This window comes from Nocardia sp. NPDC004278 (genome assembly GCF_053602975.1).
In genome coordinates this window covers 15,339-40,965 of record NZ_JBSGEQ010000032.1, presented here as the reverse complement: position 1 = coordinate 40,965, position 25,627 = coordinate 15,339, and the positions used below count along the sequence as shown (strand labels likewise).

General features: G+C 65.7%; 22 protein-coding genes. 12 read left to right on the top strand and 10 right to left on the bottom strand.

Annotation, left to right across the window (positions count from 1 at the left end):
• Positions 1-75: 75 nt before the first annotated feature.
• Positions 76-981, top strand: a complete 906-nt coding sequence (locus tag ACWEO2_RS34645) for an SAM-dependent methyltransferase (RefSeq protein WP_452409213.1) — start codon at positions 76-78, stop codon at positions 979-981.
• On the top strand, positions 978-2,390 hold the full coding sequence (gene argH, locus ACWEO2_RS34640) for an argininosuccinate lyase (protein WP_452409212.1): 1,413 nt from the start codon (positions 978-980) through the stop codon (positions 2,388-2,390). Before ACWEO2_RS34645 ends, argH begins: the two co-directional genes overlap by 4 nt.
• A 230-nt stretch (positions 2,391-2,620) precedes the next feature.
• Here the strand turns inward: argH and ACWEO2_RS34635 are convergent, their stop codons facing one another.
• Positions 2,621-3,391, bottom strand: coding sequence for a hypothetical protein (locus ACWEO2_RS34635; protein WP_452409211.1), 771 nt, complete (start codon positions 3,389-3,391; stop codon positions 2,621-2,623).
• A gap of 169 nt (positions 3,392-3,560) precedes the next feature.
• Here ACWEO2_RS34635 and ACWEO2_RS34630 point away from each other — a divergent pair, with 169 nt between their 5' ends.
• The 5 genes from ACWEO2_RS34630 (at position 3,561) to ACWEO2_RS34610 (ending at position 7,881) form a co-directional block, all read left to right on the top strand.
• A complete protein-coding gene (locus ACWEO2_RS34630; RefSeq protein ID WP_354960064.1) occupies positions 3,561-3,884 on the top strand; it encodes a DMT family transporter in 324 nt (107 codons plus the stop codon).
• Positions 3,885-3,929: 45 nt separating this feature from the next.
• A complete protein-coding gene (locus ACWEO2_RS34625; RefSeq protein ID WP_452409210.1) occupies positions 3,930-4,775 on the top strand; it encodes a DUF4253 domain-containing protein in 846 nt (281 codons plus the stop codon).
• 116 nt (positions 4,776-4,891) lie between these two features.
• Entirely contained in the window at positions 4,892-5,668 is a 777-nt protein-coding gene (locus ACWEO2_RS34620; RefSeq protein WP_354960066.1) for an ATP-binding cassette domain-containing protein, read from the top strand.
• A gap of 95 nt (positions 5,669-5,763) precedes the next feature.
• Entirely contained in the window at positions 5,764-6,852 is a 1,089-nt protein-coding gene (locus ACWEO2_RS34615) for an ABC transporter permease (protein WP_452409209.1), read from the top strand.
• A 54-nt stretch (positions 6,853-6,906) separates the two neighbouring features.
• Positions 6,907-7,881, top strand: coding sequence for an ABC transporter substrate-binding protein (locus ACWEO2_RS34610; protein ID WP_452409208.1), 975 nt, complete (start codon positions 6,907-6,909; stop codon positions 7,879-7,881).
• A gap of 104 nt (positions 7,882-7,985) precedes the next feature.
• Here the strand turns inward: ACWEO2_RS34610 and ilvA are convergent, their stop codons facing one another.
• The gene (ilvA, locus tag ACWEO2_RS34605) at positions 7,986-9,206 is read right to left on the bottom strand and encodes a threonine ammonia-lyase (protein ID WP_452409207.1); all 1,221 of its coding nucleotides are present in this window, start codon (positions 9,204-9,206) and stop codon (positions 7,986-7,988) included.
• A 317-nt stretch (positions 9,207-9,523) separates the two neighbouring features.
• The gene (locus ACWEO2_RS34600) at positions 9,524-10,693 is read right to left on the bottom strand and encodes a serine hydrolase domain-containing protein (RefSeq protein WP_452409206.1); all 1,170 of its coding nucleotides are present in this window, start codon (positions 10,691-10,693) and stop codon (positions 9,524-9,526) included.
• A 171-nt stretch (positions 10,694-10,864) separates the two neighbouring features.
• On the opposite strand from ACWEO2_RS34600, the gene ACWEO2_RS34595 reads away from it, so the two are divergent.
• The 3 genes from ACWEO2_RS34595 (at position 10,865) to ACWEO2_RS34585 (ending at position 13,894) form a co-directional block, all read left to right on the top strand.
• A complete protein-coding gene (locus tag ACWEO2_RS34595) occupies positions 10,865-11,587 on the top strand; it encodes a GntR family transcriptional regulator (RefSeq protein WP_452409205.1) in 723 nt (240 codons plus the stop codon).
• Between the two features lie 85 nt (positions 11,588-11,672).
• The gene (locus tag ACWEO2_RS34590) at positions 11,673-13,160 is read left to right on the top strand and encodes an NCS1 family nucleobase:cation symporter-1 (protein ID WP_452409204.1); all 1,488 of its coding nucleotides are present in this window, start codon (positions 11,673-11,675) and stop codon (positions 13,158-13,160) included.
• Complete coding sequence (locus tag ACWEO2_RS34585; RefSeq protein ID WP_452409203.1) at positions 13,160-13,894, top strand: aspartate/glutamate racemase family protein; 735 nt, start codon at positions 13,160-13,162, stop codon at positions 13,892-13,894. The genes ACWEO2_RS34590 and ACWEO2_RS34585 overlap by 1 nt, the downstream gene beginning before the upstream one ends.
• Positions 13,895-13,912: 18 nt before the next feature.
• On the opposite strand, the gene ACWEO2_RS34580 is transcribed toward ACWEO2_RS34585, so the two are convergent.
• The 5 genes from ACWEO2_RS34580 to ACWEO2_RS34560 form a co-directional block, all read right to left on the bottom strand.
• Entirely contained in the window at positions 13,913-14,260 is a 348-nt protein-coding gene (locus ACWEO2_RS34580) for a hypothetical protein (RefSeq protein WP_452409202.1), read from the bottom strand.
• Between the two features lie 561 nt (positions 14,261-14,821).
• Entirely contained in the window at positions 14,822-15,400 is a 579-nt protein-coding gene (gene idi, locus ACWEO2_RS34575) for an isopentenyl-diphosphate Delta-isomerase (RefSeq protein WP_452409201.1), read from the bottom strand.
• The gene (locus ACWEO2_RS34570) at positions 15,397-16,269 is read right to left on the bottom strand and encodes a geranyl diphosphate 2-C-methyltransferase (protein ID WP_452409200.1); all 873 of its coding nucleotides are present in this window, start codon (positions 16,267-16,269) and stop codon (positions 15,397-15,399) included. The genes idi and ACWEO2_RS34570 overlap by 4 nt, the downstream gene beginning before the upstream one ends.
• A 54-nt stretch (positions 16,270-16,323) precedes the next feature.
• Positions 16,324-17,880 carry a family 2 encapsulin nanocompartment cargo protein terpene cyclase gene (locus ACWEO2_RS34565; RefSeq protein ID WP_452409199.1) on the bottom strand — a complete coding sequence of 519 codons (1,557 nt, stop codon included), beginning with the start codon at positions 17,878-17,880 and terminating at the stop codon, positions 16,324-16,326.
• A 14-nt stretch (positions 17,881-17,894) separates the two neighbouring features.
• A complete protein-coding gene (locus ACWEO2_RS34560; RefSeq protein ID WP_452409198.1) occupies positions 17,895-19,301 on the bottom strand; it encodes a family 2B encapsulin nanocompartment shell protein in 1,407 nt (468 codons plus the stop codon).
• A gap of 560 nt (positions 19,302-19,861) precedes the next feature.
• Here ACWEO2_RS34560 and ACWEO2_RS34555 point away from each other — a divergent pair.
• Positions 19,862-22,855 carry an acyl-CoA synthetase gene (locus ACWEO2_RS34555; protein ID WP_452409197.1) on the top strand — a complete coding sequence of 998 codons (2,994 nt, stop codon included), beginning with the start codon at positions 19,862-19,864 and terminating at the stop codon, positions 22,853-22,855.
• 148 nt (positions 22,856-23,003) lie between these two features.
• Positions 23,004-23,294: a hypothetical protein gene (locus tag ACWEO2_RS34550; RefSeq protein ID WP_452409196.1), complete on the top strand. Its 291-nt coding sequence runs from the start codon at positions 23,004-23,006 to the stop codon at positions 23,292-23,294.
• Between the two features lie 7 nt (positions 23,295-23,301).
• Here the strand turns inward: ACWEO2_RS34550 and rffA are convergent, their stop codons facing one another.
• Positions 23,302-24,438, bottom strand: coding sequence for a dTDP-4-amino-4,6-dideoxygalactose transaminase (gene rffA, locus ACWEO2_RS34545; protein ID WP_452409195.1), 1,137 nt, complete (start codon positions 24,436-24,438; stop codon positions 23,302-23,304).
• Positions 24,435-25,559 (bottom strand): glycosyltransferase, encoded by a 1,125-nt coding sequence (locus tag ACWEO2_RS34540; protein ID WP_452409194.1) that lies wholly within the window; start codon positions 25,557-25,559, stop codon positions 24,435-24,437. Before ACWEO2_RS34540 ends, rffA begins: the two co-directional genes overlap by 4 nt.
• Positions 25,560-25,627: the final 68 nt, after the last annotated feature.

Sequence of the window (25,627 nt, the reverse complement as noted above, 5' to 3'; positions counted from 1 at the left end):
GGACGGACTCCGTCCGCCGGTGACCACTAGGCTCGAACGGGTCGGCGCAGCGGTCGCCGACCCGAAGGGAGCACCATGCGGACCGACGACGACAGCTGGGATATCGAATCGAGCGTTGGCGCCACGGCCCTTGGCGTCGCGGCAATGCGAGCCGCCGAGAGCCGCCGTCCGGATGCACTGTTCCATGACCCGTATGCCGAAATGCTGGTGACCGCCGTCGGTTCGGAATCCTGGACGCGCATCGTGCGCGGCGAGATCCCGGATCTCGAGGAGGCCGCGATAGCGTCGATGGGACCCATTATCTCGGCGCTGCTCGCACGCACCTGCTACCTCGACGCCTACTCGCAGGAGGCGGCCGCCGACGGCATCCGGCAGATCGTCATCCCCGCCGCAGGACTCGATGCCAGGGCCTATCGGATCGAATGGCCGGTCGGCACAACGGTTTTCGAGCTGGATCTGCCGAAGGTGCTGGAGTTCAAGGAGAGCGCGCTTGCGGACTTCCCGCCCGCGGCTCAGCGCTGCGCGATCGCGGTGGATCTGCGCCAGGATTGGCCAGCGGCGTTGCGGGACAATGGATTCGATCCGGCCGTGCCGACCGCATGGCTGATCGAAGGACTGTTGCGTTACCTCCCCGCGGACGCCCAGGACCGGCTGTTCGACAGCATCGCGGCATCGAGCGCACCGGGCAGTCGCGTCGCGATCTACCGCTCATCCGGTTCCGCGCCGGACCCGAAGGCATTGCAGGAGGCGCGATCCGTCGGGGTCGACGTCGGGGTCGATGTCGGCGAACTGTGGTACTCCGATGAGGGCCGCAGCGATCCGATCGACTGGTTCACCGAACACGGCTGGACCGTGTCGCGCGCCGATCCGGCCGAGGTGCTGCGCAGCCGCGGCCGGGATGTACCCGAAGCGGCCGCCAGCCAACTGAAGACCCACATTTTGTTCACCGCCCAACGACCCGGAGGAGACAGCACACGATGACGCAGAGCGGCAGCACCAACGAAGGGGCGCTGTGGGGCGGACGTTTCGCGTCCGGACCGGCCGCGGCAATGGCCGCGCTGAGCAAGTCGACCCAGTTCGACTGGGCGCTGGCCCCCTACGATATTCGCGCGTCGAAGGCGCACGCGCGGGTGCTGCACAAGGCCGGACTGCTGTCGGAGAGCGACCTCGCCGCCATGTTGGCCGGACTTGATCAGCTTGCGGCGGACGTGGATTCGAGTGCTTTCGTCCCGGTCGAGGCCGATGAGGATGTGCACGGCGCACTGGAGCGCGGGCTGATCGATCGGGTCGGCGCCGAACTCGGCGGGCGACTGCGGGCCGGGCGTTCGCGTAATGACCAGGTGGCCACGCTGTTTCGGATGTGGCTGCGCGATGCGGCCCGCCGGATCGCCGCCGGACTGCTCGATATCGTGGACGCACTGGTCGCCCAGGCCGCCGCGCATCCGGACGCGGTAATGCCGGGCAAGACGCATCTGCAGGCCGCACAGCCGGTGCTGCTCGCGCACCATCTGCTTGCGCACGCGCATCCGCTGCTGCGTGATATCGATCGGTTGCGTGACTTCGACAAGCGCGCGGCGGTCTCGCCCTACGGATCCGGTGCGCTGGCCGGCTCCTCGCTCGGACTGGATCCGGAAGCCATTGCGGCCGAACTGGATTTCCATGCCTCGGCGGCGAATTCGATCGACGCCACCTCCGCGCGCGATTTCGCGGCCGAGGCGGCGTTCGTACTCGCCATGATCGGTGTCGATCTGAGCCGGATGGCCGAAGAGGTGATCATCTGGAGCACACCGGAATTCGGCTACGTCACCCTCGCCGACGCCTGGTCCACCGGCTCGTCGATCATGCCGCAGAAGAAGAATCCGGACGTCTCCGAGCTCACCCGCGGTAAGGCAGGTCGTCTCATCGGCAACCTGACCGGACTGCTGGCGACCCTGAAAGCGCAACCGCTGGCCTATAACCGGGACCTCCAAGAGGACAAGGAGCCCCTGTTCGATTCGGTCGCCCAGCTGGAACTGCTGCTCCCGGCGATCGCGGGCCTGGTCTCGACCCTGACCTTCCACACCGACCGCATGGCCGAACTCGCACCGGCCGGTTTCACCCTCGCCACCGATATCGCCGAATGGCTGGTCCGGCAGGGCGTTCCGTTCCGCGTCGCACACGAGGCGGCGGGTGCGTGCGTGCGTGCCGCCGAGGCGCGTGGCGTCGGCCTGGACGAGCTGACCGATACCGAGTTCGCCGCCATCGACCCGGCGCTGACGCCGCAGGTCCGCGAAGTGCTCACCGTGCAGGGCTCGATCGCCTCCCGCAATGCCCGTGGCGGCACCGCGGGTGTGCAGGTCGCGGCTCAGCTCGACGAGATCCGGCACGTGGTCTCGGAATTGCGCGGGTAATCGACCGCTCAACCGGGACTTCCAAGGGTGGTGCTGTCCGAACCGCCAGGGGTGGTGCCGTCCAGACGGCCAAGGGTAGGGCGGCCCGGACCGTCAAGCGCGGTGTTGTCCGGACCGCCAAGGGGAGTGCAGCCTGGACTGCACCACACCAGGAACGTGCGGCTAGGAATTGCCGTCGCGCCATACTTGGCCGGGCCGCAGGCGCAGGCGCCGCAGGATGCGCTGGGTTGTCACTGTCGAGCGTCCACGTTGATCGACGCCGGACCGAAGTCGTGGCCGAGCAGATCCGCCACGTGCAGCAGTGGTGCGGCGAGCGCCGGGGTCGCGTCCGGGTGACGCAACTGGCCCGGGCGATAGCTCAGCAGTTCCTGACCGGCGAGGCTCCAGTCGGGGACGGCTCCGGCGAGATGCGCCTCCCGAAGTGGCCTGCCCACCAGCCAACGCGCATACCCGGGATCGGCCGAGGCAATCCGGAATCGCGAGTCGAACCGTTCGTCGCCCGTCGCCGTCGGTTTGTCGCCGAACAGTGACCGACCGAGCTTGGACATGGCACCTCGGCTGTGGACCGAGGCCGGGGGCAGCGGGCGATCCAGCAGTACGACAACCACGATGAAGCGGTGCGTATGGGTCTTCGTATGGGTCTTCGTATGAGTTGTGGTGGAACCCTCGCCCAACGCGGACGACGATGTCGACGTGGATGACGACGATGTCGACGTGGATGTCGTCTCGTACGAATAATCCGCCACAGTCACCCAGCGGCCACCGATCTGCCCGGTCAGCGTCACACCGACGCGCTGTCGACGGTGGCCGGGCAGACGCGACATCCACGGAGCCCGCGAACTCTCCACGAAGGTCCACCCGTGCTGCGTCGCCCACTGCCGCAGGCCCGCCCTGCGGGCGCGCTCGGCGCGCATCGACAACGGAATCGCCACCGCCAGAAGCGCGACAACCAGCACAATCGGCACGACGATCAGTGTGATCACGACCGCCGTTGCATCCATAACTCCTCCTCGTCCGACTACCGCAGCGGTAGGCGATACCTGTGCCGGACCTGTCGCCAGGCAACCCCGCGACCGGAGTCTGCACTATCGACCTTTTAATCGAGACATCCAAAACCTTGCGGCCACAACCACATACCAGCGCCGCACCCGCCCCGGTTACGCTGCGCCGATGACCCTGCTGTTGCTCGCGCTGGCCATAGCCTCCGAGATCACCGCGACCGTATCCCTCAAGCTCTCCGAGGGTTTCACCAAACTGGTGCCCTCGATCATCGTGGTCATCGGCTACGGCTCGGCCTTCTTCTTCCTCTCCCAGGCGCTGAAACGGGGCATGCCGATCGGCGTCGCCTACGGTATCTGGTCTGCGGTAGGGGTCGCGGCCATTGCGGTCATCGGTGTGCTGTTCCTCGATGAACGGCTCTCGCTGATCCAGGTCGGCGGCATCGCACTGGTGATCATCGGCGTCTTGGCGCTGGAACTCGGTGGCGCCCAATGACATCCGCTCGCAACTTGTCGGTGGGTGGCTGTTGAATGCCGACTCATGAGAAGACATTTCGGGGCAGGGACCTTCACGCCGGATAGGCAGGCACCGCCAGCGGCGGTGCCGTTCGCGGGCAATGCTCCGGTGGAGGCGTTGGCGGCGTACGGAATCGAGCTTCCGGCGGCGTCGGTGGTCGATCGAACGGTCGCCGGGGCTCCGGTGTGGGTGGTATCGACCGAGCCGGGCTATGCGGCGACCGAGCTGTGGGAGCAGGTGCGGGAGGTGCATCCGAAGACCGGACTGTGGCCGCTGCTGACCAAGACCGATACCTGGTACCGGACCGGGCCCGAGCACGGTTGGGAGCGTTCGCGCGACCTGTCGGTTCCGGAGTTCATCGCGAAGACCGACGGTGCGGACTGGCTGCGCGAACAGTATCGCGAACTGTCGGCCGAGGATTGGTCGATTCCACGGGGCGGACCGGATTGGGCCGATCTGGATCTCGAGCTCTACGACTACGAAGGATTCGATTGGGCGGATGTCTGGAATATCCGCGACGATTGCGAGGAGTTCGATCAACTGGCGCTGGTGCCCGCCGCGAATTCCTGGCTGGTCCCCTATGAACTGCAATGGTCGGGTGCGCTGAACCACGATATCGACGGTGCGGACCACGCCCTGGTGCTGCGGCGGTGGGCGGCCTCGGAGCGCGGATGTGAGGTCGTCGCGCTGGAGTCCGACACCATGTGGCTGCGCGTCGAACACGAGCCGCAGCTGAGTGAGGGCAGTGCGCTCGCACTGGCACTCGAGGGGTATCTCTACTGCGCGGACGCGGCCGAACAGGATCGTGATTCACTCGACGAACTGGCCGAGTCCATGATGCGGCAGCTCTGGCGCTTCTGGTGGGACTGATCGGTTTCGTTGCGCCCTGCGCATTTTGCCGAATTCGTCCCATGAGAGGTGCCGGCGAACGTAGCATCGGCCGATGGATTGGACGCTTGCTCACGTGAGTCGACGTGGGTGACGGGATGGCATCGGATGCGGGCGATGTGGTCCTCGAGGCCCAGGCTCTGGTGAAACGCTACGGTAGCGTCGAGGCGTTGCGGGGAGCCAACTTTCAGGTCCGCGCCGGTGAGGTCGTCGCATTGATCGGCGACAATGGCGCAGGCAAATCCACGCTGGTGAAATGCCTTTCCGGGGCCGAACAACCGGATTCGGGGGCAATCCTGCTCGACGGTGCGGAAACCGTGCTCAGTACGCCGACTGCCGCCCGCAAACTCGGCGTCGAAACGGTCTACCAGGACCTCGCTGTCGCGCCCGATCTGGATCCGGCCGCGAATCTGTTTCTCGGCCGGGAACTGGTTCGCCGCGGATTGGCGGGCAAACTGGGCATGCTCGATAAGGGTGCGATGCGGACCCAGGCCGTCGAACATTTCCGGCGACTCGGCGTCACCTTGCAGCGCACCGATGTGCCGATCGGTGCGCTGTCGGGCGGCCAGCGCCAGAGTGTGGCCGTGGCGCGCGCGGTGATGTGGGCCAGCAAGGTCGTCTTCATGGACGAGCCGACCGCGGCCCTCGGCGTGGTGCAGCGCGAGCGGGTGCTCGAGGTGATCCGCAAGGTGCGCGATCAGGGCATTGCAGTGGTGCTGATCAGCCACAATATGCCGGAGGTGCTGGCCGTGGCGGACCGGATCGAAGTGCTGCGCCTCGGTAAGCGGGTCGCTCGGTTCGTCGCCGCCGACGCAACGCTCGAGCAGTTGGTCGGCGCGATGACCGGAGCACTGTCAGATGAGGACGCCAAATGAGAGAAGCATCGCGAAGCGATTCGATGAGGGGTGGCGGTCGGGTGACGGGTGGGCGAGAAGCATCGCGAAGCGATTCGATGAGGGGTGGCGGTCGGGTGACGGGTGGGCGAGAAGCATCGCGAAGCGATTCGACGAGCGGTGGGTCCAAAGCCGCGACCGCCGAGGCCAATGGCGGCCCCGACCTGCCGGAACGCACTGTCCTGCAACGGCTGCTCGGCGCGAGCACGCTGTGGATCGGGGTGGTGCTCGTGGCGCTGTGCGTGGTGTTCAGCATCATCCGTCCCGATGCCTTCCCGACCCGCTTCACCCTGCAGACGCTGCTGATCGAAACCTCGGTGCTGCTGGTGCTTTCGGTCGGGATGACCTTCGTGATCATCACCTCCGGCATCGACCTATCGGTCGGCATGGTGCTGATCTTCGCCGGGGTGCTCGGCGCGAAGACGATGGAATGGCTGAGTCCCGATGAGAACGCCACCGCGGCGGGCTGGGGAATCATCGGCCTCGGCCTCCTCATGTCCGTTGTCGGCGGCGGCATTTGGGGTCTGCTCAATGGAATTCTGGTGGCCAAGGCCAAGATTCCGCCGCTGATCGTCACGCTCGGTTCATTCGGCGCGGCACTCGGTGCGGCACAACTGATCACCGGTGGCGTCGATACCAGAACCGTCCCCGATAAACTCCGCAATTCCTTGGGTTTCGGGACATCGCTGGGCGGGGTGCCGAATCTGGTGCTGGTCGCCACCGCGGTGACGCTGCTCGCCGCCTGGGTGCTGCACACCACCCGATTCGGCCGCTACACCTACGCGATCGGTTCCAATGAGGAGGCCGCACGGCGTTCGGGTATCGCGGTCACCCGCCACCTCGTGCTGGTCTATCTGATGACCGGATTACTGGCCGGGCTGGCCGGATTCATGAATCTGGCCTACTTCGGCACCACCACCATCGGTGGGCACGGCACCGACAATCTCGATGCCATCGCCGGTGTCGTCATCGGTGGCACCAGCCTTTTCGGAGGTATCGGCACGATTGTCGGCACGGTCATCGGCGTCTTCATTCCGTCGGTCTTGCGCAAGGGTTTCGTTATCGCGGGGGTGCCGGTGTTCTGGCAGCCGATCGCGGTGAGCGCGGTTCTGGTCGGGGCGGTGTGGTTCGACCAGCTGCGCCGCCGGGCACGGGACCGCAAATAGAGAGGTACGCAGTTACAACACTGCGCGATAGGAAAGTAAGGCGGAGGTAGCCAGATGAGGGTGGCGAAGCGGACCGCGGTGGTGATCGGCGCGATGGCGGCGGTCGGCACGCTGGTGGTGGGATGTAGTGGGTCGGTGAGCAATTCCGGCGGAACGGATACCAAGAAATTGGTGTTGATTCCCGGCGTCGCCGACGAACCGTTCTACATCTCCATGCAGTGCGGCGCACAGGACGAGGCGAATAAACTCGGCTACAAACTGGAGACGCAGGCACCGACGAAATTCGATGCGGGCGCGCAGACTCCGGTACTGACCGGTGTGGTGGCCAATAAGCCCGGCGGCATTCTGATCGCGCCGACCCATGCGACGGCGATGGCGAATCCGATCAAACAGGCCAAAGACGCCGGGATCAAAATCATCGAGGTCGATACCGCGCTGGACGACACCTCCATCGCACTGTCGTCGATCGCATCCGATAACAAGAAGGGCGGCGAACTCGCGGCACAGACCCTGGCCAAGCTGATCGGCGACAAGGGGCCGGTGCTGGTGATCAACACCAAGGCCGGAACCTCCACCACCGACGCGCGTGCGCAGGGTTTCGAAGATGCGGTGAAGGCCTACCCGGGTGTTACCTCGCTGGGGGTGCAGTACAACAATAATGAAGCGGCGCAAGCTGCTTCGATTGTCACCGCGACCCTGGCCGCCCATCCCGACCTCGCGGGCATCTTCGCCACCAATCTGAGCTCGGCCGAGGGCGCGGCCACCGGGTTGCGCAATGCGAATAAACTCGGCCAGGTCAAGCTGGTCGGCTTCGATGCGAGCCCGAAACAGGTCGAGGACCTGAAAGCCGGTACGGTACAGGCACTTATCGCCCAGGATCCGGGTGGAATCGGCGCGAAGGGCGTCGACCAGGCCGCGGCCGCGCTGGAAGGTAAGCCGGTCACCCGCAATATCCAAACCGATATGGTGGCGATCACCCAGGCCGATATGGATACGAACTCGAAGTACTTCTACAAGCGGAAGTGCTGACCGCTCGACTCGGAACCGTACTGAGTGTGCACTTTTCGACGAATCCGGCAATTTCCGTCGGGCTTGCGAAACGTGCACACTCGGCGCGGCCGGTCGCCATGCGCTCAGTCCTCCACCCGCACCGTGTAGCCCGAATTCTCCAGTGCGGCGAGCACATCGTCACGATGGGCCGGACCGCGCGTCTCCAAGGTCAGCGATACCTCGACCTCGTCGACCGCGAGCCATCCGCCGGTCCGTGAATGCACCACATCGACGACGCTCGCACTGGTCTTGCCGACCACCGCCAGCAGTCCGCTGAGCGCACCCGGCCGATCCGAAATCGTCACGCGCACGGCGAGATAGCGGCCGGCGGCACCCAGACCGTGCCCGATGATCCTGGTCAGCATCATGGGGTCGATATTGCCGCCGGACAGTATCGCGCACACCGGACCCTGCAGCCCGAGTTCCTCGGGCGCATAACTCATCAGGGCCGCCACCGCCGCGGCACCCGCTGGCTCGACGATCAGCTTCGCCCGTTCCAGACACAGCAGCAGCGCCTTGGACAGCGCATCCTCTTCCACCGTCACCACCGCGGGCACATGCGCGGCCACATGCGCGAACGGCACCTCACCCGGCAGCCCGACCGCGATACCGTCGGCCATGGTCGACATGCGCGCCACCCGCACCGGCTTACCCGCCGCCAGCGAATCCGGCCACGCGGCCGCCTCCGCTGCCTGCACCCCCACCACCCGCACCTGCGGTGCGACATGGTGCAGTGCGATGGCGACCCCGGCCAATAGCCCGCCACCGCCGGTCGGCACGAGTACCGTGCCGACATCCGGTATCTGCTCGATGATCTCCAGGGCCACCGTCGCCTGTCCGGCCACGATATCGGGGTGGTCGAACGGATGGATCAGCGTCGCACCGGTCCGCTCGGCGTAATCCAATGCGGCGTCCAGTGAGTCGTCGACGGTCTCACCCACCTGCCGCACCTCGGCCCCATACGCCTTGGTGGCCACCAACTTCGGCAGCGACGCGCCCACCGGCATGAATACCGTCGACTGAATCCCCAGCGTAGCGGCGGCCCACGCCACCCCCTGCGCATGATTTCCGGCGCTGGCCGCGACCACGCCCTGCGCCCGATCCGCCGCCGGAAGATTCGCGATCCGGAAGTACGCACCTCGCGGCTTGAACGATCCGGTCCGCTGCAAGTTCTCGCACTTCAGCCGCACCTCCGTCCCGGCACATTCGGATAACACCCGTGACGCGACCACCGGCGTACGCCGAATCACCGGCGCCAATGCCGCCGCGGCCGCCTCGATCCGCTCCAGTCCCAGCAACTCCATGCGCCCATGCTGCCAGCCCCCAGGCCGAATGCGGGGCTACATGTCGAAATCATCCGATGATTGCGGCAGTGGGGTCGCACGCTCAGCATCCGCCGCTGCACCGAATCCGCATGAGCCCGCAGGATCGGCGCAACAGTGGGCGCTCAGGCCGAGGTGCTGGGCCGACGACACCGTCAGCTGGAGTGCTGCATCGCCACCAGCTCGGGTGTCGGTGCGGCGCATCGCCTCCAGCAGCTCGAGGGTCTTCACCACATTGCCCTGCTACCCTCCGGGTGCCGCAAACTGGTGATTCTGTCGGCGGGAGTGTGCTCCGCCTTTCACCCAGCTTTCGCGATGTTGTGTGCGATCGTGCCGAGACGTGCCAACCGAGCGTCGCCCAAGGGGGTGAGCTTCCCGCCGAGACGGTTGGTGACGAAAGCCAGCGACATCCCGGTCGCCGGATCGGCGAACGCACCGGAGCCGCCGAGCCCGAAATGGCCGAAGGCGGCGACGGGTTCGGCCTTCGAGGGCTTCATCGGAACGCCGTGGTAGCCCAACGCCCACGGAATGCGGAAGGCGAGAACGTAATCGGGAGTGAAGACCTGACGCCGGGTGATCTGCTCGATGGTTTCCGGACGCAACAGCTGGACATCACCCAGCTGACCATTGGTTGCGAGCGCGCTGTACATCCTGGCCAGCGCGCGCGCGGAGAACACGCCGTTGACGCCCGGCATGACCGAATCGTGCAGGCGCGGATCGGAAACCAGATCGGCGAACCCGCGCGGCGTGGTTTCCACGGCCGCCGCGAAACGGGTCCGGCCCATGAGCCGGGCACTATTTTCCCAACTCATTCCGGCGACGGTGAGCCGGGGAAAGTTGGTGGCGATCCGGCCGCGCTCGGCTTCTGGCACGCGGAACCAGAGTTCTTCCGCGGCAAGCGGTTCCGCGATTTCGGTGCGCAGAATCTCGGTGAAGTCCGCGCCGGTGACCCGGCGGATGAGCTCGGCGACCAAATGCCCGAAGGAAATTCCGTGATAGCCGCTGGTGTAGGTGTGGCGCGGATCGGGGGAGCAGGCCGCGAGAGCGGCGGTGACCTCGGCGTCGTCGAAGAACCGCTCCACCGGTCCAGGCAGCAGTGCACGCAACCGGTGCAGACCCGCCCGATGCGTGAGCATCTCGCGGACCGTTATCCGCTGCTTACCCGCGGCCGCGAATTCGGGCCAGTAGGTGGCGACCGGCTCGTCGTAATCGAACAGTCCGCGCTCGGCCAGTCGGTGCGCCAGCGTCGAGACCACGCCTTTTCCGGTGGAGTAGGCCATGGCCACGGTATCGGCGGCCCACGGCACGCCGGGATGTGCGAACCCGGCCCATACGTCCACCACCGGTTCGCCGTGCTGGTAGACCACGAGTGCGCCGCCGCCATCGCTAGGGCGCCGGAACAGCCTGTCGAATTCGGCGACCAGGCGCACATAGCGACGATCCACCGACTGCGTTGTCGTAAGTGTCATCGGAATACCCCTGTCGTTCGACCGACTAACAGCATGACACGGTGGTTATGGCGCCTTCGAAGGTGCCGATATCCGAATCGAGCCGACCACGCGACCGGTCGGTTCGGTGAACGTTTCCTGACTGTCACATCGGGCCCCGCGATCGCAACACGGCTCGCATAGCGTGTCCGCATGCCACCGAGAAGACGATCGGCGCTGCTCGCGAGGCTGGTTGTCGATGAACCAGGCCGACCGCAAGTGATCCTCGGCGAACTTCGCCGAGTGATTCTCGACGGGGCCGCGCCGCCGTGCACCGTCATTCCGCTGCGCGAGGTCGCCGAATTATTCGGCGTCAGCCATATCCCGGTGCGGGAGGCGCTCAAGACATTGATCGGGGAGGGGCTGGTCACGCATCAGCCACACGGCGGGTACGCGGTGGCCCAGCTGACCCCCAATGAGCTGCGCGAAATGTATATCGTGCGCGAGACCCTGGAAACCGCTTCACTGGCAGCAGCCGCTCGCAATGCCACCGCCGCCGACCGCGCGCAGTTGCTCGAGCTGAACTCGCTATTGGAGCAGGCGATTCGGGACGACGACCCGGTCGCCTACCACCGCCGATCGCGCGATTTCCACGTGGCACTGACCAAACCGTCGCGCATGTTCCGGCTGCTGCACATGCTGGAGTCGGCGTGGAATGTCACCGAGCCGGTGCAGTCGATGGTGCATATCGGCCGTGCCGACCGGGTACGCCTGCATACCGATCACGCCCTGATGCTCGACGCGTTCATGGCCCGCGACGTAGATCGTCTGCTGCTGGCGGCCGAACAGCATCACAGCAGGTTGGCGACGGTCATTACGACGCTGCCCACCGATACCGGCCTGCTGGCGCCGGAAGATATATCTGTCGCGCAATAGCCGGGCAATAACTGCGCAATGGTGGGGCAATGCGTGGTTTCTACCGTCGTTTCGATCACAGTTTCGCCCTCGGATGGGACACACCATGACCGAAACGCTCACCACACCGGTCGCACCCGCGGCACCGTCAGCACCTGCCTACGACCCACGACTGACCAATGCGGACCTGGCACCGCTGCGCGAGCAGACCTGGGGTTCCTACAACATCTTCGCCTTCTGGATGTCGGACGTGCACAGCGTCGGCGGCTACGTCACCGCGGGCAGTCTGTTCGCGCTCGGACTGGCCAGTTGGCAGGTGCTCGCGGCGCTGCTGATCGGGATCACGATCGTCTATTTCTTCTGCAATCTGGTCGCCAAGCCGAGCCAGGTCACCGGCGTGCCGTATCCGGTTATGTGCCGCAGCGCGTTCGGGGTGCTCGGCGCCAATATCCCGGCCATCATCCGCGGTCTGATCGCCGTCGCCTGGTACGGAATTCAGACCTTTCTCGCCTCGGCGGCGCTGGATGTCGTTCTGGTGAAGCTATTTCCGGGATTGGCACCGTATGCGGTCGTGGATGACTACGGGTTCCTGGGACTTTCGCTGCTCGGGTGGGGCAGCTATCTGCTGCTGTGGGTGGTGCAGGCCGGTGTGTTCTGGCGGGGCATGGAATCGATCCGGAAGTTCATCGACTTCTGCGGTCCGGCTGTGTATGTCGTGATGTTCCTGCTCTGCGGATATTTGATCGCCAAGGCGGGCTGGAGTGCCATCGATCTGAAACTGGGCGAGGTGAAGTACACGGGTTGGGCCTCGGTACCGGTCATGCTCGGCGCGATCGCACTGGTGGTCTCCTATTTCTCCGGCCCGATGCTGAACTTCGGCGACTTCTCCCGCTACGGAAAGAGTTTCGCCGCGGTGCGGCGCGGCAACCTGCTCGGGCTGCCGGTCAACTTCCTGCTGTTCTCGCTGCTGGTCGTGATCACCGCATCGCTGACCGTCCCGGTCTACGGTGAGCTGATCACCGATCCCGTTGCGACGGTGGCACGTATCGACAGCACCTTCGCGATCGTGCTGGGCGCGTTGACCTTCACCATCGCCACCATCGGCATCAATATCGTCGCCAACTTCATCTCCCCGGCCTTCGACTTCTCCCATGTCAGCCCGCAGCGGATCAGCTGGCGCGCGGGCGGCATGATCGCCGCGGTCGGCTCGGTCCTGATCACGCCATGGAACCTCTACAACAATCCGGAGGTCATCCACTACACCCTCGAGGTGCTCGGGGCGTTCATCGGCCCGCTGTTCGGCGTGCTCATCGCCGACTATTACCTGGTGCGCAAGCAGCAGGTAATAGTCGACGACCTGTTCACCCGGTCGGAGACCGGAACCTATTGGTACAGCAAGGGGTACAACCCCGCCGCGATCATCGCCACGGCCGTCGGCGCGATCGTCGCGGTGATCCCGGTGTTCGTCAAGGATGTCACCGGCATGTACACCGCCGCGCAGTACAGCTGGTTCATCGGCTGCGGGCTCGGCTTCGTCACCTACTACCTGCTGGCGACGCGAACCCGACTGGCAGTCAAGGGGGTCGCTGCCTGATGCGCATCCGGGTCGTCAACCCGAACACCACGCGGGCGATGACCGACACGATCGAGCAGTGCGCCAAGGCCGTGGCGGGCCCGGGCACACTGCTCGACGCGGTCACCGCAGAGATGGGTCCCGCCTCGATCGAAAGCCACTACGACGAAGCGCTCAGCGTTCCTGGCGTGCTGGCCGCCATTGAGCGCGGTGAGCAGGAGGGGGTCGACGGCTATGTGATCGCCTGCTTCGGCGATCCGGGCCTGGACGCGGCCCGTGAACTGGCCAGCGGACCGGTAATCGGGATCGCGGAGGCGGCCATGCATACGGCCAGCCATCTCGGCCGCGGCTTCAGCATCGTCACCACACTCAGCCGTACCATCGGCCGCGCCACCGATCTGGTGGACCGCTATGGCATGCGATGCCACTGCCGCGGCGTGCACGCCTGCGAAATTCCGGTGCTCGCGCTGGAGACCGATCCGGACGCCCGCAAAATCGTCACCGAGGCCTGCCGCGATGCCGTGGACGCCGACGGTTCCGACGCGATCGTGCTCGGCTGTGCGGGAATGGCGGACCTGTGCAACCACATTCGCGACGAGATCGGCGTCCCGGTGATCGACGGCGTCGCCGCCGCCACCCTGACCGTGCAGTCGCTGATCACCCTCGGCCTGCGCAAATCGGGTAGGGGAGAGTTCGCCACTCCGCCACCCAAGCCGTACACCGGGCCGCTGCGGTCGTTCGGCTCGAATCCATGAGTGCGGGAAGGGATTCGGTCAGGCGGTGGCCGCGGTGAGGGCTCGCTTGGCGGCATCGGGGTCGTCGACATCGACGACCAGACGGGTGAAGCCGGGGCCAGCAAGGTCGATGAGAATGGCCTGGCCGTCGAATCTGGTGTCCCAGAACTCTTTTCGGCCCCTACCTCGGTAGGTGCCCGCGGCGATCACGCCGGGAAAGAAGGTGCCGGGCGCGCGGACCCACGGTGGGCGCAGGTCGACCGGTGCGGTGGTGATCTCGGTGATATCGGCCAGCTCGAAGGTCACATGCTCGCGCAGCGCCAGCAGACGGTGCCCGCCGAGTACGCGAACCGTCACCTTATCGTCCGCGACTTCGAGTTCGACCATCGTGCACCTCACTAATTTCACAAGCTCGTACCCGATCGAGGATGCAAGTCGGACCTGGCTGGACGCTGTGCCGTTCCTGTGAGTTCTCGAAGGTTTGTGCAGTGTGACAAGCACCGTATCGGCGGGATGCGAGTCCAGATATTTGCCGAAACGTAGATATGCGCATTAAAGCATGAAATACGACAGGAAGGAGTGGTTGCGGCCGGACCCGCATGTGTCGATCCAAAGGAACAGCAAAGAGGCGAGGGGCCGGCTCGTGCTCAGCTCGACTTACCGCCCAAAGAGGTGACGAAGCTCGGATTGCGACCGTGGTCTGTACTCGCAAAGACCACGCCACGATGCGGCCAGCGCGTGCGCGGGAATCGCTTTCCGTCTTTCGCCACACGGCATTGGTCCAGCATCCGCACTGCCACCTGCTGGCAACCGCACGGGCGGCGAGTCCGGACCGGGCAGCCACACGCGTGGATCAACACCGACTACAAGATGACGCCGGAGGTGATCGGTGGCTGCCTCGGCCGCGGCCCGCGTACCGGCATGGGCCGGGCCAGCGGGACCGACTGCTCAGATAGCCCGTACCGCCTCGTCCGCGATCTCGAGCACACCCAGCAGCCACGGCGTGTAGCTCTCGGGATGGTCGGCGATTGCGTCGCGTAGGGCATCCGGCTGGATCCACGCGTAGTCGGCGACTTCGGCCGGATCGGGTCGCGGCGCGGCGCTCTGCAAGAACTCCGCACTCAACCGGCCGATGAGCACATGATCCCATTCGTGTTCCACGCGACCGGTCGCGGAATCCTCGGCGTGATACCGGAAGATGCCGACCTCGGTAAGTGCGGCGGCCAACCCGAACTCCTCACCGAGCCGGACCGCGGCGGCCGCCGCCACCGGCTCATTCGGCGCCGGATGCCCACAGCAGGTATTGGCCCACAGCAGCGGAAACCGCGTCTTCACCGCGGCACGCTGCTGCAGAAGCACCCGCCCCGCGCCGTCGTAGAGCAGCACCGAGAACGCGCGGTGCAGCAGTCCCGGCGCGGTATGAGCCTGCGCCACCGGGCACGCACCGACCGCGTACCCGGCGTCGTCGACGAGTTCGACGGGCAGGGCCTCGCGGTCGGTGATCGGCTTGGTCAGCGTTTCCGTCACCGGCCCACCTTATCGGCGGCAATGAGCAGGTACTGGAAGCTGCCCTCCCGGTAGGCGGTCAGGAACGGCGTCTCCACACCGGTCGCCAGCTCGGATTCGGTGCGCAGCTCCCAGTAGGGGATGGTTGCGGCGGTCAGATCGATCACATTGATCGGCACCAGATTGTGGTCGGCCATGGCCCGGAAGTACTCGCTGCGCGGATGGATCATGCAGCCGTAGTGGGCGTCGATCCAGCTGACCGAGGACGAGCGCCCGCCGCTGACATCGTTGGAGCAGCCGGTGATGCAGACGTAGCGACCTCCGGGTTCGAGCAGCCGGGAGAATTCGCCGAACAGTTCGGCGAGATCGACGTACATGGTGGTTTCGTTGGTCCAGATGCCACGCATCGATCCGGTGTCGAAGCCGGTGTCCAGCATGTTCCGGAAGTGGAAGCGCACCCTATCCGCCACACCGCGGTGTGCGGCCTGACCCTTGGCGAAGCCGACCTGATACTCGGAGATGGTGACGCCGTCGACCTGACAGCCGAACCGTTGATCGGCCATGAAACTGGTGCCGCCGCGGCCGGATCCGCCATCGAGCAGCCGATCGCCCGGCCGGATATCGCCGAGGTGGTCCAGCAGCAGCGTGGCCTGCGCGGTCTCCAGGCGGTGCAGTTCCTTGACGATCCGCTCCTCGCGGGTGTCCTCCGATCCGGCCAGCGCCGCCTGATCGGGTTCGCCGATGCCGTAGTGGTGGTGGAAGAGTCCGTCGACCTCCCCGAGTTTGACATTGACCCGGTCGTCGTTCGGGTTGTTGTTCCAGTACTCGGCAACGGCCTTCTGGTAGCTGGTGCGCAGGACGGACCCCGTGTCCGGATTGAGCATGGTCATGCCTGATCATCCTCTCGTCTTGTTGCGTTACTACTGATTTCGTTGCGGTACTGGCTAATTCGACTCGTGGTAGCGCTTACTCGCGGCGTGCCAGGCGCGGTTGCCGCCCATCCAGGCCCACAGTCCGCCGAGGAATCGGCGCAGTTCGGCCGATCCGCCGGCCGCCAGCGGCCCCGCCTCCTGTTCGAATCGGTGCACCAGCTCATCGTGGATGGCGGCCGTGCGCACCACCGCCTCGCGCCGGGAGCACCGCTCCTCCGCCGCCAAGACCGTCGGCAGGTTGAATTCCCTACCTTCCGAACGGTCTTCGCGCGCCATCGAGTACAGGTCGTTCACCATCTGACTGGCGAGCGCGGCCGTGGTGACCACCCGGCGCACCCGCGGATCGGTGTACTCGGCGGCCTGGAGCTCATATCCGCCGACCACATCGATCGGTGCCATACACGGCAGGAAACTGTGCGGTTGCCGGTTGGCGAGGTACTCCCATACCGGTGGCATGCGGTGTGCGGCCCGCCAACCGGCTTCCGCACCGAGCGCGATGAACCATCCGGCGATCTCGGTGCGCAATCGGGCGAGTTGAGCCGGGGTCGCATACCGGGACAAATGCTCGAAGGACGTGCGAAACGCGCGCAGGATCGGATCGGCCTGCATGGCCCGTTCCAGCTGGGGCGCGTAGCGCGCTGGCAGATAAACAGGATCTATTGCGGCGGCGGCCAATTCGAGCCGCGGACCGAGTTCGGTCTCGGCGCTGGAGGGTGTGCCGTCGGGTGCGGTGTCATCGGCTCCGGCATCACAGTAGTAGTCATCGACCGCCCATTCGGAGACCGCGCATTTGGCGGCGGCGAGCAGCCGGTCGGGATCGTTGCTGTCCGGATGGGCGAGCATGATCAGGCGGCCGAAGTCGGCATCGCGCAGTTCATCCAGTCGCCCGGCGTAGAGGCCGATATCCCCGGCCCAGGCGATGAGCCCGTCATTGACCAGTTCGGCCAATGCCGGGTCGTCGCGCAGCGGCGGCGGACAGTACAGCGGTGGAATCGGTGCCGCGGTGCCGTGCAGGTAGGCCGACGCGGTACCCAAACCCGTGGGGCCGAAGGGAATTCGACTCCGCGCGGATTTCTGCTCGGTTGACGTCGATCCTGTCGGCGCGGCCCCCTGCGCCGCGCCGACAGTGATCGATGTGGCATCGAGCGCCACTGGAGGCGGCTGGAAACCAGCCGCCCGGATAGTAGGTGTGCATGCGGGGTCGGGTACCTCAGTAGTAGGTAATCCCGCTTCCGCAGACGCGGATGCGGGGAGTAGGAGCGCAGCCGCGCCGAGTCCGCTGGGTCCGAGGAGGCGGCGCGGAGCAGGTGTCGTAGGTTCGGTGGACCGGTCCAGCTCGGGCGAATCAGCTTCCACCACCTCGGCTTCGGATGATCCGTTCGATTCGGGTAATGCTGTGCATTCGGGTATTTCCGTGCTTTCAGGTGTAACAGCGGCCTCCGTTGGTTGCGGAGCCGCTAACGGTAACGTCGGCGGAGCGGTGGCATCGAGATTCGATAACAGCGCGGCAACCGCGGCGGCCACATCACTCGTGGCCGCCGGTGCCGAGACACGCGAGAGCACCGACATCGGTCACCACCCGGTCATTCCGCCTGCCGGGCGACCAGGACGTTGTCGAGCACGCCCAGCGCGTCCGGCACCAGCACTGCCGCCGAGTAGTAGCAGCTGACCAGGTAGGAGATGATCGACTGATCGTCGATGCCTTTGAAACGGATGTTCAGGCTGGGCTCGTATTCATCCGGAATGCCGGTCTGATGCAGTCCGATGACGCCCTGATCCTTCTCGCCGGTGCGCATGGCCAGGATCGAGGTGGTCTGGGTATCGCTGACCGGAATCTTGCTGCACGGGAATATCGGGACCCCGCGCCAGGCGAAGACCCGGTGTCCGTCCACCTCGACCGGATCGGGATAGAGCCCGCGCCTACTACATTCACGACCGAAGGCGGCGATTGCTTTCGGATGTGCCAGAAAGAGTTTCGTGCTGCGCCGCATGCTGAGCAGTTCATCCATATCGTCCGGCGTCGGCGCGCCGGACTCGCTGTAGATGCGTTGCTCGAGGTTGCAATTGTGCAGCAGTCCGAAATCGGGGTTATTGACCAGATCGCTCTCGCGACGCTCGTAGAGCGCCGCGATGGTGAGCCGCAGTTGCTGCTCGACCTGGTTCATCGGGTCGTTGAACAGGTCGGCGACCCGGGTGTGCACGCGCAGGACGCTCTGCGCCAGGCTGAGTTCGTATTCGCGCGGGGCAGCGTCGAGGTCGACGAAGGTGCCCTGGAGCAGCGGTTCGCCCGAGTGTCCCGAGGAGATCTCGATATTCGCCTCGCCCTTGGTATTTTGCGGCCGGGACGGTGCGGCGGCCACCCGGGACAATTGCTCGCGGAGTGCCGGGGTGGATTCCAGTATTTCGTCGAGCGTTTGCCGGGGGAGAACCAACATGGTGGTCTGAGTGACGGTTTTGACGGTAACCGGCCAAATAGCCGACTCGTCGACGAGTGCCTCGGCACCGAAGAAATCCCCTCCAGCGAGCATCCCCAACTTGGTTTGCTCGCCGTATTCTCCGGTGCCCATCTTGCTCAGTTTGCCGTGCACGATCAGCATGACCTGATTCATTGGATTGCCGAATTCGGCGACCACGGTGTCGGGTCCGAGATCACGCTGTTCGAAGCGCTGGGCGAGTGCGCGCAGTATCTCCTCGTCGTCGAAGTCCCGCAATTGCGGAAGTTCGGTGAGTTCCATCGGGATCACCCTGGCGTGCGAGCCGTCGATGACGAACTCGACCTCGCCGTTGCCCACGGTATGGGTCAGGCGGCGGTTGACTCGGTAGATACCGCCGTTGACCTGCGTCCACGGCAGCATGCGGGTGAGCCAGCGCGAGGTGATGCCCTGCATCTGCGGCTCGGACTTGGTGGTGTGCGCGAGCTGCTGGGCGGCACCGGTGCTGAGGCTCTTGCGAACGTTGTTTTCTGTTTGGACTGGCATTTCGATGGTCATGCTTTGTCCTCACCTGAGATGGTCACCGAGACGGGCGATTATGGTGCACTGGTAGTCGACGGCACTTCAGATTCGGTTGCTGTTCACAGCAATTCGACAGGCGGCATGCCTGTCGAGGCTGAGACGAGGTGGTTGCCGAGAGACAGAACGGACCGAGACATGAAAAAAGGACCGACTCTCTCGTGCGAATTGGCTTACGCGACATTGCGTTCCGAACGGCATCGATCCTAGACCGCGAAAGATGCTGTGCGCAGGGAAATTTCGGAGAACAAGCCATGAGTATGCCGGTCTGTTTTCTGGATGGTTACGACATGAACTCGATACGGACAACCGCAGATAACGTCCTGGGATGAATCCGGACTTCTGGGACGTGTCTGAACGGTCGGTATCTTTCTGCGCGCCGTGTCCATACGCATGCGGCGAACATTCGGAAGATCGGCCCCACCTGGCATGGAACCGGTCACAGCGGACACATAATGGATACACGGTGTGGGAAGCTCGTCTGAGCACATCGGGGTGTGTGATGCGGGTCACTTTGCAGGGTAGGGCCAGGAGCGATCGTGAAGTTCAATGCCAAGAGTGTGGTCGGGTCGGTGCAGCGGTTGATGGCGACGGCCCAGAACGGCCTCGAGGTCATCCGCTTCGGCGGGTTGACCCACGATGTCGAGGGTTCGCCGTTCGAGATAGTGGAACGGCGCAGAATGTATCGGCTGCGCCATTACTTCCCGGACGATACGACCCCGGGGCGTCCGGTCGCGGTCTTGGTGCCGCCGCTGATGGTCAACGCCGACATCTGGGATGTGAACGCCGAGGACGGTGCGGTCGGCATTCTGCACCGCGGCGGAATCGACTGCTGGGTGGTCGATTTCGGTTCGCCCGCCAGTGAGGAGGGCGGCTGGGAACGGGATCTGGCCGATCATGTCCTCGCGATCAACAGCGCCATAGATACGGTCTGCGATGCGACCGGCAGCAGCGTGCATCTGATGGGCTACTCCCAGGGCGGCATGTTCGCCTATCAGACCACCGCCTACCGGTTCGGCAAGGGTGTCGAGAGCATCGTGACCTTCGGCAGCCCGGTCGATGTGGTGGCGGGGATGCCGTTCGGACTGCCGTACGGCATGGTTTCCGACGTCGCGGAGTTCCTGGCCGACCATGTGGTGACCCGGCTGCCGATCACCGATTCCATGGTCCGGCTCGGCTTCCAGATGCTCGACCCGATGAAGACCGCCAAATCGCGCATCGACTTCGTGCGCCAGCTGCACGATCGGGAGGCGTTGCTGCCCAAGGAACGTCAGCGCCGATTCCTCAACAGTGACGGCTGGGTGGGGTATGCGGGCCCGGCGGCGGCCGATCTGCTCAAGCAGTTCGTGGCGCACAACCGACTGATGCTGGGTGGCTTCGTGATCCGGGATCAGCCGATTTCGCTGGCCGAACTGAAGTGCCCGATCCTCGCCTTCGTCGGCGAGGTAGACGATATCGGCCAGCCCGCCGCGGTGCGCGGCATCGTGCGGGCCGCGCCCAATGCCGAGGTCTACGAAGCCAGTTTGGTGGCGGGACATTTCGGCCTCGTCGCGGGCAGCATGGCGACCCGGCACACCTGGCCGCTGGTGCGTCAGTGGATCGATTGGATGGACGGCGATCAGCCACTGCCGCCGGAAATCGCGCCGATGACCGAACATGTCGCGACCAACCGGCCGAGTTCGGCGGCCACCCGCGTCGTACATACCGCGGCCACCCTCGCCGAGGCGGGCGCCGGTGTCGGCAAGGCGCTGGAAGGTATCGCCAGCAATACCGTGCGCGGTTCCATCGAACTGGCCGGTGAGGCCGCACGGACGTTGCCGCGGCTGACCCGGCTCGGCATGATCCAGCCGCATACCCGAATCTCATTGGGCCGCTTGGTCGCCGAGCAGGCGCGCCGCGCTCCGCTGCGTGATCTGTTCCTCTTCGACGATCGCGTGCACACCAATGCGGCGGTCAACGCGCGTATCGATAATGTGGTGCGCGGGCTCATTTCCGTCGGCATCCGCCCGGCCATTCGGGTCGGGGTGGTGATGGAGACCCGGCCGAGCGCACTGGCCACCGTCGCCGCGCTCTCGCGCCTCGGCGCGGTTGCTGTGCTGCTCGCCCCAGGCAGCGAACTGGACCGGGCCATCGAGCTCACCGGTATCAAGGCCCTGGTCTCGGATCCGGAGAACCTGCGGTCCGCGGCGGCCACCGGTACCCGGGTGCTGGTGCTCGGCGGCGGTGATGCGCGCACCCTCGATATTCCGGTGAGCGAGAACGTGATCGACCTCGAGCAGATCGATCCCACCCGGGTGCAGCTGCCCGCCTGGTACCGCCCGGATCCGGGTCTGGCGCGCGAATTGGCCTTCGTGCTCGTCACCGGCACCGGCGACCGGCTCGAGGCCAAGTACATCACCAACCACCGCTGGGCCCTATCCGCCTTCGGCACCGCGACCTCGGCCGATCTGGATCGCAAGGACACCGTTCTATGCCTTGCGCCGCTGCATCATTCGTCCGGTCTGCTGGTGAGCCTCGGTGGTGCGATCGCCGGCGGCAGCCGGATCGCGCTGGCCAGATCGCTGGATCCGACCCGGTTCGGCGAGGAGGTGCACCGCTACGGCGTCACGGTGGTCACCTACACCTGGACCATGCTGCGCGACATCCTCGACGCCGAGGTCTTCCCGGCCGGGTATCGCTCACCCACCCCGTCGGCTCCGTCGACTGCCACCCCCATGTGGCATCCGATCCGGCTGTTCATCGGCTCGGGCATGCCCGCCGGGCTGTGGCGGCGCACCACCGAGCAGTTCGCGCCAGCCCGGGTGCTGGAGTTCTACGCGTCCATCGAGGGCGATGTGGTGCTGGCCAATGTGACCGGTGTGAAGGCGGGCTGCAAGGGCCGCCCGGTGCCGGGCACCGCCAAGGTGGAACTGGTCGCCTACGACCCGGTGACAGGGCAGATCCGGACCGACGCGTCCGGCTTCGCGCGCCGCTGCGCCGATAACGAGGTCGGTCTACTGCTCGGCAAGGCGACCGAGGGCATCGACCTCTCCGACGGCGGACTGCGCGGTGTGTTCACGGCGGGCGACGCCTGGATGCCGACGGAAAACCTGTTCCGCCGCGATGGCGATGGCGACTACTGGCTGGTCGATCGCCGGGATACGGTGATCCACAGCGCCCGCGGACCGGTATTCACCCAACCGATCGTCGATACCCTCAACGACATCACCGCGGTCGATATGGAGGTCGCCTATGGCCTGCCCGTCGGCGAGCACGCGCTGGCGGTGGCGGCGGTCAGCATCCGTAAGGGCTTCCGGCTGGAACCCAAGGATGTGACCGAGGCGGTGCGGGCCCTCGATCCGGACCAGCGCCCCGACATCGTGTACATCGTCGGTGAGATCCCGCGCAGCTCGTCCTACCGCCCGTCCACCCGCGCGGTGCAGGCCCAGGGTCACCCGCGGCCCGGACCCGATACCTGGTGGTACAACCGGGAATCGGACGCCTACGAGGTGCTCACCGAAGCCGAGGCGGCCGCACTTCTCGGCACCGACTGACCGTTGCCCGGCGTCCCGGCGAAAGCCGGGACCCGGCGCATGGATTCGGTGTTCACCGCAGCGATAAAACCCGCGCCGGATGCCGCCGTCGACGCCCGCAAGTGCGTAGCGTGGATACCAAGTCCTCGACGACGACGGAGGTTTCGAGATGTCGTGGAAGGTTCAGCTCGGCATCGGCATCCTGGCTTTGCTGGGCGTGCTGATGATTGTCGGCTTCGTGCAGAGCGTGATCTTCTCGCTGGTGCCCGTGGTGGTCCTACTGCTGCTCGGCTACGGCGCGTTCCGGCTCTACGTCGCCAGCCGAGGCAAGGCCGAAACGCCGCCGCAGCTGCCGCAGGCTACACCACCCGCGCTACCCGCCCGGCCGACGAAGGATGCGGCGACCAGACTTCGCGAGATCCGCGATGAGGCCGCCCGTCAGCAGCGTCAGCAGCAGTAGGGACGGGTTACGGGCTATAGGCGGTGACGGCCTCGACCACGCGACCGAGCTGAGCCTCGGTCAGCATCGGCCACAGCGGCAGCCGCAGAATCGTCGAGGAGAACCGCGCGCTGCGCGTGCACGGCACCGGTGTCCGCCCGTACTTCAGTCCGGCCGGACTGGAATCCAGCGGGATGTAGTGGAACGGGGCGACGATGCCCTGCGCGGCGAGATGCCGGATGAGCCCGTCACGTGACTCTTCGCTCGGCATCTGCAGGAAGAACATGTGCGCGGTGTGTTCCCGATCCTCGGGCACCGTCATCAGCCGCGCGCCCGTGCGTTCGGCCCAGTCCGGCAGTTGTGTGGCGTAGGTGTCCCACACCCGGTGGCGCTGCACCTGGATCGCGTCGAATTCATCGAGCTGCGCGTCGAGTACGGCCGCGTTCAGTTCGCTGGGCAGATAGCTGGAACCGATGTCCTGCCAGGAGTATTTGTCGACCTGACCGCGTAGGAAGCGGGCCCGGTTGGTGCCCTTCTCCCGCATGATCTCCGCGCGGCCCATCAGGATCTCGTCGGAGAGCAGCAGCGCGCCACCCTCACCGCAGTGCACATTCTTGGTGTCGTGGAAGCTCTGGGTGCCCAGCGTGCCGATGGTGCCGAGTTGGCGACCGCGCCAGGTGCCGCCGAGGCCGTGCGCATTGTCCTCGATGAGCGCGATGCCGTGCTGCTCGGTGAGCGCGAGCAGTCGCGCCATATCGGCGGCGACACCGCCGTAGTGCATGACCACGACCGCCTTGGTCCGGTCGGTGATCGCCGCGGCGACCGACTCCGGGTCGATATTGCCGCTCGCCTCATCGATATCGACGAAGACGCACGTCGCACCGCGCAGCGCCATCGAGGTGGCCGCCGAGGTGAAGGCGAAGCTCGGCACGATCACTTCATCGTCGGGTCCGAGTTCGAGCAGCAGCGCGGCCAATTCCAGGGCATGCGTGCAGGAGGTGGTCAGTAGCGCGTGCGGTGCCCCGGTGATGTCCTTCAGCTTGGCCGTCGCGGACGCGGTGAACTTGCCGTCGCCATGGCTGTGGTCCGAGCCGAGTACGGCCTCGATGTTCGCCAGCTCGCGGCCAGCGCGGAACGGCCTACTGAAGATGATGCGCTCGTTCACTCCCCTTTGCCCTTCTCACCCGCGGCTGCCGGTACCGCGTCGGTGACTCGATGGGTCGTGTCCGGCGCCTCGATGGTAGCCGGGCGCGGAGTGGGTGAGTCCACGGTCAGATAGAGCGGCTTACCGACCAGAATGTGTAGTGCCACACCGAGATATTCGGCGATGAGGCCGAGCGAGAACAGGATCGCGCCCGAACACAGCAGCATGACCACGATCATCGAGGCCCAACCCTCGGGATCGTTGTTATGGCCCGCCAGCTTCTGGACGATTATCACCGCTGCCATGATCCCGCCCGCAAGCGCCAGCGTGCCGCCGAGCAGGCTGACCAGCCGCAGGCCGCGAGTTCCGCTGCACAGCACCATCTTCCAGAACAGCGAGAACAGCCGCCGATAGTTGTATCCGGACTCCTCGCGGCCCTCGGCGCGCAACAGCACCGGCACCGAGACGGTATTGCCGACCACCCAGGTCAGAGCCACATCCAGGTAGGCGCCGTTGGCGGCGACCTCGGCGAGCTGACGGCCGATATCGCCGCGGATCAGCCGGAAGCTCTCGAACCGTGTCGAATCCGGGAAGGCGAAGATGGTGGCGAGTACGATCTTCGCGCCGCGCGAGGTGAGGTTGCGCAGGAAGCCGTGCGGGCGGGTGTTGGTCGGCTTGGAGTAGACCAGGTCGGCGCGTTCGGCCAGCGCTGCGTCCAGGAAGGTTGCGATGAAGGCGGGATCGTGCTGACCGTCCTCGTCCATCGTGACGATCCACTCGCCGCGCGCGGCCGCCATCCCGGCGATGGTCGCGGCGTCCTGGCCGAAGTTGCGGCTCAGCCACACCGCCCTGACTTGCTCGTAGGTCTGCTCGAGCTGCTGCATGACGACATCGGAGCGGTCCGGGCCGTTGTCGTGGACCAGGATGATCTCGTCGACGATGAAGGTGGTGCCATCGGGTGTGATGGTCGGCTCGGCGAACTTGTCGAGTTCGGCGACGAGCGCGGCGATCGTGTCCTCGCCCCGGTAGACGGGCACGACGACGGAGACCGAGTGCCGGTGGCCGCTCTGGGACCGGGCAAACGGACGCTCGCTCGATGTCCCCGGAACCGGCCGGGGCGTACGTGCGGTGGGAATCGGCATTGGCGAGATCGACTTTCGATGACGGTGCGTGCCGGTACTCGTCGCTGGTGCTGAGCCCGAGCCGTCGT

Coding starts and splice junctions, on each gene's coding strand:
- ACWEO2_RS34645 (WP_452409213.1), top strand. CDS start 76: ATGCGGACCGACGACGACAGCTGGGATATCGAATCGAGCGTTGGCGCC.
- argH (WP_452409212.1), top strand. CDS start 978: ATGACGCAGAGCGGCAGCACCAACGAAGGGGCGCTGTGGGGCGGACGT.
- ACWEO2_RS34635 (WP_452409211.1), bottom strand. CDS start 3,391: ATGGATGCAACGGCGGTCGTGATCACACTGATCGTCGTGCCGATTGTG.
- ACWEO2_RS34630 (WP_354960064.1), top strand. CDS start 3,561: ATGACCCTGCTGTTGCTCGCGCTGGCCATAGCCTCCGAGATCACCGCG.
- ACWEO2_RS34625 (WP_452409210.1), top strand. CDS start 3,930: ATGAGAAGACATTTCGGGGCAGGGACCTTCACGCCGGATAGGCAGGCA.
- ACWEO2_RS34620 (WP_354960066.1), top strand. CDS start 4,892: ATGGCATCGGATGCGGGCGATGTGGTCCTCGAGGCCCAGGCTCTGGTG.
- ACWEO2_RS34610 (WP_452409208.1), top strand. CDS start 6,907: ATGAGGGTGGCGAAGCGGACCGCGGTGGTGATCGGCGCGATGGCGGCG.
- ilvA (WP_452409207.1), bottom strand. CDS start 9,206: ATGGAGTTGCTGGGACTGGAGCGGATCGAGGCGGCCGCGGCGGCATTG.
- ACWEO2_RS34600 (WP_452409206.1), bottom strand. CDS start 10,693: ATGACACTTACGACAACGCAGTCGGTGGATCGTCGCTATGTGCGCCTG.
- ACWEO2_RS34595 (WP_452409205.1), top strand. CDS start 10,865: ATGCCACCGAGAAGACGATCGGCGCTGCTCGCGAGGCTGGTTGTCGAT.
- ACWEO2_RS34590 (WP_452409204.1), top strand. CDS start 11,673: ATGACCGAAACGCTCACCACACCGGTCGCACCCGCGGCACCGTCAGCA.
- ACWEO2_RS34585 (WP_452409203.1), top strand. CDS start 13,160: ATGCGCATCCGGGTCGTCAACCCGAACACCACGCGGGCGATGACCGAC.
- ACWEO2_RS34580 (WP_452409202.1), bottom strand. CDS start 14,260: ATGGTCGAACTCGAAGTCGCGGACGATAAGGTGACGGTTCGCGTACTC.
- ACWEO2_RS34570 (WP_452409200.1), bottom strand. CDS start 16,269: ATGACCATGCTCAATCCGGACACGGGGTCCGTCCTGCGCACCAGCTAC.
- ACWEO2_RS34565 (WP_452409199.1), bottom strand. CDS start 17,880: ATGTCGGTGCTCTCGCGTGTCTCGGCACCGGCGGCCACGAGTGATGTG.
- ACWEO2_RS34560 (WP_452409198.1), bottom strand. CDS start 19,301: ATGACCATCGAAATGCCAGTCCAAACAGAAAACAACGTTCGCAAGAGC.
- ACWEO2_RS34550 (WP_452409196.1), top strand. CDS start 23,004: ATGTCGTGGAAGGTTCAGCTCGGCATCGGCATCCTGGCTTTGCTGGGC.
- ACWEO2_RS34540 (WP_452409194.1), bottom strand. CDS start 25,559: ATGCCGATTCCCACCGCACGTACGCCCCGGCCGGTTCCGGGGACATCG.